10 protein-coding genes are annotated in these 13,009 nt (G+C 40.9%); all 10 read right to left on the bottom strand.

Features of this window, described 5'->3' with window-relative positions; genetic code table 11:
- Positions 1-65 precede the first annotated feature (65 nt).
- Complete coding sequence (locus SALPA_RS19780; RefSeq protein WP_145097917.1) at positions 66-1,454, bottom strand: cell wall metabolism sensor histidine kinase WalK; 1,389 nt, start codon at positions 1,452-1,454, stop codon at positions 66-68.
- Positions 1,451-2,134, bottom strand: coding sequence for a response regulator transcription factor (locus SALPA_RS19775; RefSeq protein ID WP_255451276.1), 684 nt, complete (start codon positions 2,132-2,134; stop codon positions 1,451-1,453). The genes SALPA_RS19780 and SALPA_RS19775 overlap by 4 nt, the downstream gene beginning before the upstream one ends.
- A 196-nt stretch (positions 2,135-2,330) precedes the next feature.
- Positions 2,331-3,008, bottom strand: coding sequence for a hypothetical protein (locus SALPA_RS19770; protein WP_370516715.1), 678 nt, complete (start codon positions 3,006-3,008; stop codon positions 2,331-2,333).
- A gap of 101 nt (positions 3,009-3,109) precedes the next feature.
- Complete coding sequence (locus SALPA_RS19765; protein WP_145097911.1) at positions 3,110-6,247, bottom strand: efflux RND transporter permease subunit; 3,138 nt, start codon at positions 6,245-6,247, stop codon at positions 3,110-3,112.
- Positions 6,244-7,407, bottom strand: a complete 1,164-nt coding sequence (locus SALPA_RS19760) for an efflux RND transporter periplasmic adaptor subunit (RefSeq protein WP_255451275.1) — start codon at positions 7,405-7,407, stop codon at positions 6,244-6,246. Before SALPA_RS19760 ends, SALPA_RS19765 begins: the two co-directional genes overlap by 4 nt.
- A gap of 779 nt (positions 7,408-8,186) precedes the next feature.
- Positions 8,187-8,954: a DUF4931 domain-containing protein gene (locus SALPA_RS19755; protein WP_145097905.1), complete on the bottom strand. Its 768-nt coding sequence runs from the start codon at positions 8,952-8,954 to the stop codon at positions 8,187-8,189.
- Positions 8,955-10,603: 1,649 nt separating this feature from the next.
- Complete coding sequence (locus tag SALPA_RS30525) at positions 10,604-10,771, bottom strand: hypothetical protein (protein WP_222428068.1); 168 nt, start codon at positions 10,769-10,771, stop codon at positions 10,604-10,606.
- Positions 10,772-10,889: 118 nt separating this feature from the next.
- Positions 10,890-11,246, bottom strand: a complete 357-nt coding sequence (locus SALPA_RS19745) for a hypothetical protein (RefSeq protein ID WP_145097903.1) — start codon at positions 11,244-11,246, stop codon at positions 10,890-10,892.
- 277 nt (positions 11,247-11,523) lie between these two features.
- The gene (locus tag SALPA_RS19740) at positions 11,524-11,859 is read right to left on the bottom strand and encodes a cupin domain-containing protein (RefSeq protein WP_222428067.1); all 336 of its coding nucleotides are present in this window, start codon (positions 11,857-11,859) and stop codon (positions 11,524-11,526) included.
- A gap of 373 nt (positions 11,860-12,232) precedes the next feature.
- Positions 12,233-12,814 (bottom strand): IS110 family transposase, encoded by a 582-nt coding sequence (locus SALPA_RS19735; protein WP_145097897.1) that lies wholly within the window; start codon positions 12,812-12,814, stop codon positions 12,233-12,235.
- Between the last annotated feature and the right edge of the window lie 195 nt (positions 12,815-13,009).

Below are 13,009 nucleotides of genomic sequence, written 5' to 3'. Positions count from 1 at the left end.
AAATCAAGTATAATTAATTTCTGTAAAGAAATCGCAGGAGCAGTTTATAGGACGAGTCCATCTACTCAGCATTCACATTCGTCTAAAGGCAGTATAACCGTAAAAATCGTCCCTTTTCCGACAGTACTTTCAACTTTTATACTTCCACCCTGCATGGTAGTGTATTCCTTAGTTATTGCTAATCCCAGGCCTGATCCCCCACTAGGAAGAGCTTTATTTTCTCCCCGGAAGAAGCGATTAAAAATATGTGGCAAATACTCTGCTGGAATTCCTGTCCCATTATCTTTGACGGAAATTACAGCTGTCTTTTCACTTTTGTTAGCGCTCACATAAATACTGCCGCCTGGGACTGTATAACGCAGAGCATTATGTAAAAGATTAACAAATATTTGTACCGTTCGATCCGCATCAACGTAAAGTAGAGCATTCTCCAATAAAGGATCTATATCTATCCCAAAATTTACCTCCTGTCTTCTGGCTACTTCGAGAAAGGATTCTTCTATCCTAGCAAGAAGATCGCTAACCAAAAAGAGTTCCTTATGGAAGGTAAGCTGTTTATTTTCAGCTCTACTCAGTTCGAAAAGATCGGAGACTAATCGATTCATCCTGTTTGTTTCTTCTTGCAGTGATGACAATGTTTTTTCATTCCAATTGATTACTCCATTTTCCAGAGAATCTAAAATAGCCTGGCTCACGGCTAACGGTGTCCGCAGTTCATGCACAACGTCGGCTTGCAGTTGTCGCTGCAGTTGCCTTTCTTCTTGTAGCCGATCTGCCATAAAGTTAAAGTCTGCCGACAATTCTTCAAGTTCATCGTGAGACGTGATGCTAACTCTATGGTCCAAATTGCCGTTGGCAATCTTGCGAGCAGCTTCTGCCAGTAATTTAATTCTTTCCATTAAATAATTGGAAAAGAAAAAAGCGATAAGAAAAGCCACCATTGAAGCAATAATAATCGTCCAAATATTGCGTAATACTAATGGCCCTAATAGATAGTGGCGAGAAAACTCTAACACGCTGCTGTCCTTGGGTATAATCCATAAGGTGCCAACAACTTTATCTTGTAGTTTTAAAGGATAGCCTGGCCCAACATGGCTGTCTGCTAAATCCTGACCTAAACGAATATTCCCTTGCTCATCTTCAAGCAAGACACGCCAGATACCATCGACATGCACCTTGTGGATAGTAATTTCCCTATGGAGAAAATGCTTAGAAAGCTGTACGTGTACCTCTTTGGGCAATATGCCCTCATCATTGATGTTATCAAAAGAACCATAAGTCTGATAGTAAGTAATTAATTGACTCATAATAGCTTTAGAATAAGCATCTTGTATAGCATTATTAAAGTATTCTACGTAACGCTGATTTAGATAATAATTAATCGTTATATTAGTCATAGAAGTAATCACGATTAATAAAATAAGATATTTAAGAATTCGCTTTCTCAATCTCATATCGTGTCTCCAAATCGATATCCTATTCCGAAGACCGTTTCAATATAGCGGGGTTTTCCGCGATTTGATTCAATTTTTCTGCGCAAATTAAAAATGTGGGTATCAATGACTCGCTCATAGTTTTCATAAGATTCTCCTATTGCTCCCTCTAATAATTGCAACCTGGTAAATGCTCTTCCCGGTTCTTTAGCCAGCATACTCAGTAATCGAAACTCCGTTGGCGTCAGAGATATTCTATTACCATTTTTAAACAAACGCAGAGTTTCAAGATCTATCGTAAGTTCACCCAAATACAGCACTTTTTTTAAAAATTGTGCCGGTAAGCGACGGCGCAGCACCGCTTGAATACGCGCCACAAGTTCCCGCATCCGGAATGGTTTTACAATATAATCGTCAGCACCTTTGCCGAGTCCGGTAAGTATGTCCTCCTCAGAGCCCAAGGCAGTCACGATAATAATGGGAATGTCACTATCCTGTCGTACAATTTGACACACCTGAATACCGCTTAGTTCTGGAAGCATGATATCAAGTATCATTAGATCAGGTATTTCCGCTTTAATCTTCTTTACTGCATCCATTCCATTATCAGCGCTGCAAACAGTAAATCCTTCACTAATGAGAAATTTTTCTACACTTTTTCGTAACTTTTCCTCATCCTCGACTACTAATATTTTCGCCACTACGATTCACCCCTTCTTTAGTATTCCAGTACGACCTTGGAAATCCTTTAGCCAGTTTAACCTATGATTTATTGTGTATTAAGGAAAGAGGCCGACCTAAATTTCTTTAGGTCAACCTCTTATATCAATTATCATCCCCGTGTGAATTTCCCCATATGTCCTCAAAAGTACCGCCTATATGCTACCATCTTTATGGTTACATCATGAAAAATCGATGTTGGCCATGAAATCCTTTATTATGAAAAGCTGTTCTGATATTTTTCATATCTTTTTTTAATGTATTATCGTCTACGCCTAAATCACTCGCAACATCATGCCAGGTATTGTTGATCTTCTTCATAGCCAGCACATCACTAATTGGTTTGTTAGTATTGTTTGATAATGCATTAGCTACTGCGATATCATGTGCACGGTAGCCTTGCTGCAGCAAAGCCAATGATGTTTGTTTAGAAATTTGCAATTTGTTCTCCAAGCGGGTAGCCGCAATGTCATTGCGGGTAGCTTTCATTTGCTCTCTAGTCACTCCTAACGATTGAGCTACATCTTTCCAGGTATTATTGTAAGTTTTTACTTCCATAACTTCCTTTAGAGATTTGTTACTGGCTTTGGCTAAAAAAGCTGCTTTAGATATATCTTTAAATCTGATACCATCATTACAATACTTTAAGACATCGTCTTTATTGACATCATATGTCTCAGCTATTCTTTGAGCTATTTTTTCCGGATCGAAGTGGCGCTGATGCATGGCTGGCGTCTGACAAGCCCCGTCATTTTCAGCAACTGCCTGAACAGCTAATGGACTCACTGAACCTGCTAATATAACTACGCCCGCCGTCAACCCTAGAATACTCTTTTTCGTTAAAATGTTCATCAAGATTCTTTCCTCCCTTTTTCGGTGCATTTCATTAACAAAGCACTTTTATTTAAGATAACAAATATAAATCTAGGTTTTATTGGGAAATTATCAAGATTTTATCAAGATTTTTGAAGTATTAAATGTTTTAACTTAGTACTTATTCCCGAAAGAGTAAACCACTTAGACATCGGGTATTTATAAAAGAATAAAAAGATAATCGGAATCGCAATAAGTGTAAAGAAAGTAGATGAAAGAAGGCCGCCAATTATAACCCATGCCATACTGACTCTCGTTTCCGAACCAGCTGTCATTGCTAAAGCCGTCGGCATCATCCCCGAAATCATTGTTAATGTTGTCATACAAATAGGCTTTAACCTGGTTTTCCCCGCTTCAATGATGGCATCCCGGGCATTCATCCCACTTTCCATTAACGTTAAAGTATAATCTAACAACAAAGTACCATTTTTAGCCACAACGCCGTCCATAACCAAAATACCAATCAACGAATACAAATTGATCGTATTATAAGTAATCGCCAAAAAGGCTAATGAACCAATTAAGCCAAACGGCAAAGAACACATCCTGATTAAAGGCGTAGAAATTGATTCATATAAGATAGCCAGCACCATATACACCAGGATCAGCGATAATCCCAACGCCTGGGCCATTTCACCAAAAGTAGTTTTCATATTATCTGCCTGACCGGTAAACCGGTAGGTAATGTTTTGCCCTAAATCGCCAGGCTTTATATTTTTGCTAATATCATCAAGAACTTCCTGCAAGGGTCGATCCGTTATGTTTGCTGAAATATTGATAGACTCTTGTTTATCCACGCGGCGCAGCATTACCGGCCCGACATTATCCTCCACTCTCGCTACATCGCTGAGTTTTATTAAATTACTACCGGCCTGCACAGGTATATAACGGATATCTGAAGCTTTAAAACCGTCACTGCCTTTAATGCGAACGTAAATATCGGTATCCTGGCTGTCATTATTTGGGTCGTTCACATAATATCCTGCCAGTGTACCGGCTATCGCCCCGGAAAATACATTATTTATATCGTTTACCGTCGTATTATAAAATTTCAATTTTTCCCGGTCTACTATGAGCCGCAATTCCGGTGCCCCTTCTGTATAAGAACTGCGAATATCTTTTGTCCCTTTAAGATTTGCTAAAATATCCTGAACTTTATAGGAAGCTTTAACAATACCCTCTAAATTTGCTCCCCGTATTTCAATTTGTATAGGCGCATTACTAGGTCCATTGCCACCGGTTCCTGTACTGCCTGATACTCCGGCAACGGAAGATTGCGTTTCACTAACCTGTACAACAGCTTCGGGAAAATTTTCCCGCAAATAGCGGCGAACCTGATCTGTAACTTGCCATACGCTTCTTCCACGCTCTTTACGGTCAACCATTTGCACACTAATTCCGCCATAATTCCCCGCAGGTTGACCAACACTTGACAAATAATTTTTCACTTCCGGTATTGTTGTAAGAAACTCTTCCATTTGTCTCACTTCAGAATTGGTTTTATCAATATTCTCTCCTACCGGAAACTGTACATTAATACGGAAACTACTCTCATCCGTTTTAGGCATATATTCAGCACCAATCACTCCTAGGGGTATAAGCGAGACCGTCCCTATAAAAATCAGCAACACTGTCACAATAATCTTTTTGGGATGCTCTAAACTTAAGCGCAATAATCGCTCATATTTTTGTATTGTCACATTTTCCGCACGGATCATCGCATCCCAAAACTTGCCTTTCGCTTCTTGCATTCCCTTGGCAAAAAATCTTGACGCCAGCATTGGTGTCAATGTAAAGGAAACAAACAGTGAACACAAAGTGGCAAATACGATGGTAAGCCCAAACTGGCGAAAATATTGTCCGGTCATTCCATTCATAAAGGCAATCGGCATAAATACCACAACATCACAGAGCGTAATGGCTATTGCCGCCATACCAATTTCATTTCGACCATCTTCCGCCGCTATTTTGGCATCCTTCCCCAGCATCAAGTGCCGATGAATATTTTCCAGCACGACAATAGAGTCATCAACTAAAATTCCAATGCATAGCGACATTCCCATCAAGGACATCATGTTAAACGTAAACCCGGCAATATACATCACAAAAAAGGTAGAAATCAACGATGTCGGTATAGCAATTAAAACTGCCGCTGTAGAGCGCCAGCCCCGCAAAAATAAATACAGCACCAACCCGGTGGTAAATAAGCCCTCTATCAACGCTTCCAAAGTATTATGCAATGAATCTTCTACATACTGTGACGCATCGGTAATGATAACAAACTGGTAGTCAGGATACTCTGTCCGTAAACTATCAAGCTGCTTTTTCGTCTCCTTAGCTGCATCCACCAGATTAGCATCACTGTTTTTATATACAGTCAGAGAAACTACATCTTGCCCATTGGTACGCGCATAACGCGTAACCCTTTTATCCTGCTCCTTTATTGTTGCAAGATTGCTCAAAGGAATATTTACATTTTTGCTATTCGTAACATGAATGGAAGCCAATTCTTCCGGGGAAGTATATTGTGCCATTAACCTGACATTTGTTTCCTTATTATCGCTAAACACCGATCCAGCGGGAGTTAATACATTTTCTTGTTTAATACGGTTGGCAATTTGATTAAGAGAAATATTATAATAAGATAATTTATCTTTATCAACTTCAACCGCAATTTCCTTATCACGTCCGCCGTATAATTGCACATCAGATACCCCGCTGGCCCGTTGCAGTCGTTCCACAAAAACATCATTAGCAACGGTATAGACATCCCCCAGCGGCTTGTCGGCAATAACGGATATTTCCATGATTGGTGACGCATTCACATCACGTTTCATAACCGTTGGTGTTTGAATGCCAGTCGGCAGTTTATTCAGTACTGAATTAACATATTGCGAGGCATTAATCGCCGAAGTATCAACATTTGCCCAAAATTCAAACTCCAGCGTGATTTGTGCCTTTTCGGGCCGGGCAACTGCCGTAATATGCTTTAAGTTGGATAAAGCCGATAATGAATTTTCCAAAGGTTTAATAACCTCTTGCTCTATTTCCTCTGTGCCGGCCCCAGGATAGTTAACAGTTACTGTAACATAGGGAATATTAATGGCCGGCAACAGTTCAACTCCAATACGATAAAAACTAACCAAACCTAAAACTACAAACAGCATGACAATCATTGAAATGCCTATCGGTTTCTGAATAGAAAAACGTGTTATATTCACTGATTTTCACCCCGTTCATTGGGTGTGATAAAATTAGGTACAATGACCATCTCATTCCGCAAGCGAGCTAAGTTATTGATTGCAACGTGCTCCCCTTCATTAAGCCCCTCTAAAATTTCAACATTCTGATCGCCTTTGGTCCCAATTTGAACAGTACGCTGTTCTACCGTATTTTGCGCAGTGACCACATAGACATAATTTTTCCCACTTTTATCTACAAGAGCTTCTTTAGGAACTACTAACGTATTTTGCCGCAACGGTAACTGAATAACTGCTCTGGCAAACATTCCGGCTCTAATGCTGGGGTCAGGATTGATCAATGCAATGCGCAAAGAAAACACCAAATTCTGCGAATCAATTGCCGGACTTATGTAAATAATTTTTCCTGGTACCGTTTTCCCCAGAGACTCCAGTTGCACATTAATATCCATACCAATACTCAACGCACTGAGGTCTTCTTCCGCTACCTGGCAATCCACATATATATTGCTGTTATCATAGATACTTAACAATTTTTGCCCTGCTGAAACAATATCGCCAACTTCAACCTGACGATAGCCGATCATCCCGGAACGCGGCGCACGTAATATTAAATCATCACGCTGCTTTTGGGCTGCACTTATACCATGCTGCGCTTTTAAAACCGATGCCTGAGAAGACTGTATGGTACTTGCCACACCTGATTTCATTTGATTGGAAAGTGCATCAAAAGCAGCCTTGGCATCGGCCAGTTGCTGCTCGACAACATCCAGATCACCTTTGGATACCCCACCTATATCAAACAGTCTTTTATTTCTCTGATAACTAGCTGCTGCCTTTTGATAATCGGCACTCACTTTATCGTAATTAGCATTAAAAGCTACCTCATTTGTCACCGCATCCGCCGAAGCCTGTTGATAGGCTGCCTGGTTTTGATTAATTGAGATTTCCGCATCACCTGTATCCTGAACAACCAAGACTTGTCCCGGTGATACGCTTTGCCCCAAACTAACATTCACTGCTGTAACTTTACCCTGATATTTAGCCGCAATATCGACTTGTGCTTCTGCTACTGTTTGTCCTGTTAACGATATCCGCTTAATTAAATTTGTGCGCTGCACATTTGTAACATCAACAGTGGTCTGCACTTTTCCGGAATAAATTTGCTTACTGGCGTGCATACGGGTAAAAGCAGCAACTCCTATGCAAAATATAATCACTATACCTATGAGCATCATAAGTTTTGTTCGTTTCCTGTTTGCAAAAAATTGGCGTACCATCTGTTTAACTCGCTCTCCTTTAATACTGTTAGGAAGTTTATTTGACCATATTAAAACCGCAGAAAAAACAATTTGTGGAATTGAAGCAATACTTATGATTCAGAAGGACAGGTCGATGGAATTCTATGTGTTCTTTCTGAGGTTGCACCAGAGCCTACTTTCCTCCCTTTTTCGGTGCATTACATTAGAGTTGAACTTTTGTTTTAAGATAACAAATATAAATCCAGATTTTATTTATAAATTATCAAGATTTTATCAAGATTTTTTGAAGAAAGTATTACATGCTTTTACAAAAAGCTGCGGAAATAACAAAAAAGGAAAAGGAGCAACAAAAAGCAGACTAAATAAGATCTGCTTTTTGACACTTCTATATGTACATTGCTACCCGCCCTCAATAATGCTACATTTCTACTATCACCCTCACCTGCAAAGGGTATTCCTTCAATAAACCCCTTTGTTATCCGTCAGAAAGATAACACTAGTACCACTACCGATATATACGACACGTACTGGAATCAGCAGAACAAGAAACCGGAAATATAATGGAAAGCTTAATAACCCATGCAAGGAAAGCTGCAAATGAAAAAAACAGGCAAACGTAAAACCTGTCTTCTGCATTTATATTAAAGTAACGCCTACACGGGGCCGCAATTATGCTCCTGAAATCACCTCGACTGAAATTATAATCCGTATATTCGCTTGAGGTCAGCGGCGACGTCGGGAATGCGGCTGGACAGCTGGGGGATAGCGTAGCCGACGTAGATGGGCGAAGTAACGAACCGGGGCATGATCTTGGCAGTTATCTGGCCGTTTATATGGTAGAAGAAAATATTGTAGCTGTTGCAGTCACAGTTGTAGTGGTGGAGGAAGTAATGGGCGCAAATCTGCAAGAAGTCGGCCAGGCGGTCGAGGTGCCCGAGGTCGGCGAGCTTGATGTTGAGTTCAACGAAGCCGACCAGCGGCTTGTCGGCGATAGCAAGTTCGACGCCGCCGTCGCGGCTGATGACGATTCCTTCGAGGCTGGCCGGGGAGATGTTGGCGGTGTAGTCGAGGTGGCGAAGGCCGATGATCTGCATGTGGGGGTGGCGAATGCTGCCGCCCGAGCTGGGGCCGTGGTTTTTGAAGAACAGGACCGAGGCAAATTCGCCGCCTTCAATCATGTCCAGCCAATTCTTGATGCCAAAACGAATGACCCGGTAAAGGTGATCCCTTGGATATAGGGATAGTTCGGATGCACAGTCATCGGTTTCTATAAGGACAGTCGGGAAAGTGTCCCGGAGCACCGGGTATTTATTGGCGATGAGAAGTATTGGCCCATCTTCGGCTATGATGCCCTCAAGTTCGTCACGGTAGCAGAAGGGGCATTTATGGCCTTTATCGACAACGGTCACTGGTTTGGTGCCGCCAATCTTTGTGTCAAAAACGAGGTGGTTCTTCCTTGAGGTCATGGCTAAGTCTCCTTCTGAGTTAGAGTGTCTCTGTTTTTCTTATTATACCATGCCGGGCAAAATTCCCAAGACGGTCTTGCCCATGCTATCGGCGAAGGGCCACCAAGAATTCAGCTATCACTTGCTCTTTCTTGGCCTCCATACAGTACAAATAAAAATCGACGGGATCATCCCGCCGATCAGTAATAGCCATTTTAAATTAAGTTAAGGTGTTAAGGGGCGGGACTGGCCCCGCACAGAACCTATAACCTACTGATTAAGAGTAATTAAGATTGCTTTTATCTTCTTGGCACGTTCGTTCTTTTTTTATGTCTTTTTCGAAAATAAACGCTAAATAAGCACCACGGTTTACACTTGATATTACTTTTTAGACATCGTAAACACATATAGTAGACAATAGAATAGATACTATCCCGAGCTAAACACCTAAAAACGCTATTTATGCTACATGTCCCTTTTTAATTGAGTCGTGCCGTTTTGCAACAAATCAAAGCCCCCGGCACATGCCAGGGGCTGTTGCTTAGGCTCTAAACATTATCCGAATTGATTATAGCAAAAATACCATAAATAACTGATACAAATATAATAACTACAACCTTGAACAGATCCGGACTATCAAATGACACCTAATCCCCCCCTTCTGTGCTTTATATAATATATGAATCTGCCTACAGGTTATTTATGAAAAAACCGCCCACCAGACAACTGGCAGACGGCAATAAAAAAAACCGCTAACGCGGGCCTTGGGCTTTATCTCACATCCGAAACCTTATACTCATATCCGTGAATACCTTTATAATACTCTGGATACATGGCCCCACCACATTTCTCGCAACTAAACTGCGGCGGTACTGTTGGGTCTCCATCATCCATGGCATCAAAGACTCTGACTACCTTATAGGGAATTGCTTCCTCTTCGTTACACTTTAAGCAGATATACTTGACTACAGTTTGTCGTTGGCCTTGGGACTTCCCTTGGCTTTTCTTTTGGCTCGGTTTTCGCTTCTTGGATACCGGTGATATGACAGGGACGGTGGTATTGTCCTTGTCACTATTTTTGTCATTTCAAGACACTTCCATCGTCCCTTCGCCTATTTGTCATACCACTTTACCCCTCCATCTTTTTCATCGCCGCCAACATACTGCTTGTCCACGGCTGTAAAATAGTAATAGCTCGAATGGTAAATACCTCCTTTTAGATTATCTATTAGACTCTATTTGACGTAGCATGTAGTCAATATTACGCATAAAATATTATAGACCCATTCAGAAAAATATTATGGAGGTATAATAATGAGATACCGTATGCGTGATGATGAGTGTATGCCCGACTGTGATTACACGCCAGAACATGAATGCATGCCAAAAAATGAATGCAGACCACGTTGCCAAAGAAGGTGTGTCGGAACCTTTAGTAGACACTTCCGAATTTATGAAAACTGTTGCTACGATATGTGCGAAGTCTGTCCTTGCTGCGGACACGAATTCGATTCAACCCAACATAACATGTGTCCTATGTGTGGATCATCGTTCGATGATCCGCCTGGTGATCCTGAAAGAAGATTCGGTAGATCGGGCAGACGTAGGTTCTATAGTGCTCGACAGTTTCGTAGGTATTAATTAAATTCGCGGTTCTCGAAAGAAGCTAATCACTGCATCTCATAAGCCCTGATTGGGCTTCTTTTTTTATCCTGCTGGTCGCTTAAACCAATCCCGCAAGAGGCGAATATATTGCTACTTTCATGCCTTCCCATCCCCAGCAAGGGCTTGCCATCATCGAACAGACAAGGGGTTGTCCTGGTCACTATTTTTGTCATTCCAAGACACTGGTCACCGTCCCTTTGCCTATTTCAGTACCCAGCAACTGCATGCTGCTGGGTACTTGTATGGATAAAAATTTGGAAAGCCGCACTTTAAAAATGTGGCTTAGTTTTATCAATTACCCGATGAGCCAGACCCTATGGCAATACCAATTAAAAGGGCAGCAATTTGGCGCAAATTCTGATCATGACGGTCTTTCTCCCGCTCTTGCCGCTCACGCCATTTTCTTTCACCTTCATGCGGCCGGCGCTTCATTTCTCTTTCGTGCCGCTCGTTTTCCTGGCGTTTGCGTTCATCGTGCTGACGTTGGCGGTCATTATCATGTCGGTCATTACGGTCAAGATACGCGATTCGCTGAAAACCGTCGTTATGTAATGGTCCAGAGGCTGCTGCGGCTACTGAGGAAAACATTCCTACTTGAAGTAAACCAAGCATTGAGTATATGATAACTTTTTTGCCTATATTTTTCATGGAAACATTCACTCCCTAACTGTTTGTTACTGGATCCATGGATTAATAATAACCGCCATTATTTAGAATTTCTTTAGAGAAATTTGGAAATAGAAAAACCGCACCCCGGAGGATGCGGCAAAGACTTCAATTATGTTGTTATCATGTGTACTATGCGGTATTGTTTGCCGTCTATAATTAAGTAATTATCAAACAGACTTATATTAATTGCAGTTATCTTTCTATGGTAACCCTAGAAATTCATAGTGAAAAATATTGTAGTAGAGAAGAAAAAAGGTTAAAGCTTGAGAATAAGTGCAATGAATTCTAAATCGGTATCACCGATATTCTCCAGTGAATGGCTTTCGCCGTTATCAGTAAATATAATATCGCCTGCTTTGACATCTTTTAAAGAGCCATTATCATTTACTTGGGCATGGCCAGAGACGATGTAATAAACTTCGCAGTCACCTTCGTGTTTATGATAGGGAGTTTTACGTCCTGGTTTCAAGGTGATTTTGGCAAAGAGGCTACTTTTGTTGTGCATCTGAGAATTTTCGAGTAGCGTTGTCAAAGTGCCTTCTCGTTCACCAGTTCGCTGTTCAACGTTCATATCTTGGGTTTTGATAATCATATTTGTCACCATCCAGTTTTATTATAGTTACGAAGCCGATGCTACCAACTGCATCCTAATATTACATTCTTCCTATATAAATACGACTCCTGCATTTGGGCAAGTATTTGATATCAAATTTAGAGTCTTGAAATAAGACAAGTATTTCACCAGTAAAGAAGAAGCAATCAAATTTTGTGACGATGCAAAAAGAGCTTGATAATCATAGCGCAAAGGAAGGCAGACAAAGACCAGCTAACTGAAGTCAAGCCCTAAACTAAAAAAATCTTGTACTAAAAAAGGGTATAGCAAACAAACCTTCAAAAAATGCGAACATTATTTAATAAGGCCATGTTAATGTTCAATTTTTAGCCGAGTTTACGCCGTCTTTTTTCTATTGGCTTGATACAGAGCAACTTGCTGTTCTGGAGTAATTAAACAAAGGCTGTTTGTTTTTTAGAACAGAAAAAATAATTCGTAGAAGCTTATTCATAACTGCACCTAGTGCTTGTTTTTTAGGTTTTGACTCAATTTTCTTTTTGTAATATTCGTAGATGACTGGATTTACAAGCCACCCGTTAGGATTTTTGCGAATGGCTGTTGTTGCGGCAACATATAATGCTCGTCGTAAGAAAGGCGAACCTCTTTTTGTCACCTTGTTTCTGGTACCAACAAAATTTCCAGATTGGCGTACAGATGGATCAATTCCACAATAAGCTACAAGTTGTTTGACATTGGTAAATCGCATGATATCGCCTATTTCTCCCACAATAAGCGGTGCCAATGTTTCACCTATACCAGGTATGCTTTTAAGCAATGCAATTTCAGGAAGTTGTTCTGCCCATTTATTAATTTCACCATTAATGGCTTTAATTTTGGTATCCATAAATTGTATATTGCTAGCGTAAATTTGTATAACACTAAAATTGGCTGACAGCTGAATACCAGTAACTTCGGCATCTTTAGCACAATCCAATAAGGCTTCAAACTTTTTATGAGCATAGTCTTTCCGCGTCGCGGCAAGGGCCTTCTCAGGCAGAATTCACAGCCGCTATACTCCGTGCGCTGCTTGGCGAACAGAACGGTTCTTTTGATGCAGTAGAAATTATCATGCTAGAAGAGTGAGTTCGCATCAGCGGAACCGTCCCCATAATTTCCAAGAAACTTACAC

Source organism: Sporomusa sp. KB1 (genome assembly GCF_007830295.1).
GTDB lineage: Bacteria > Bacillota > Negativicutes > Sporomusales > Sporomusaceae > Sporomusa.
This window is presented reverse-complemented; position numbering and strand designations above follow the sequence as displayed.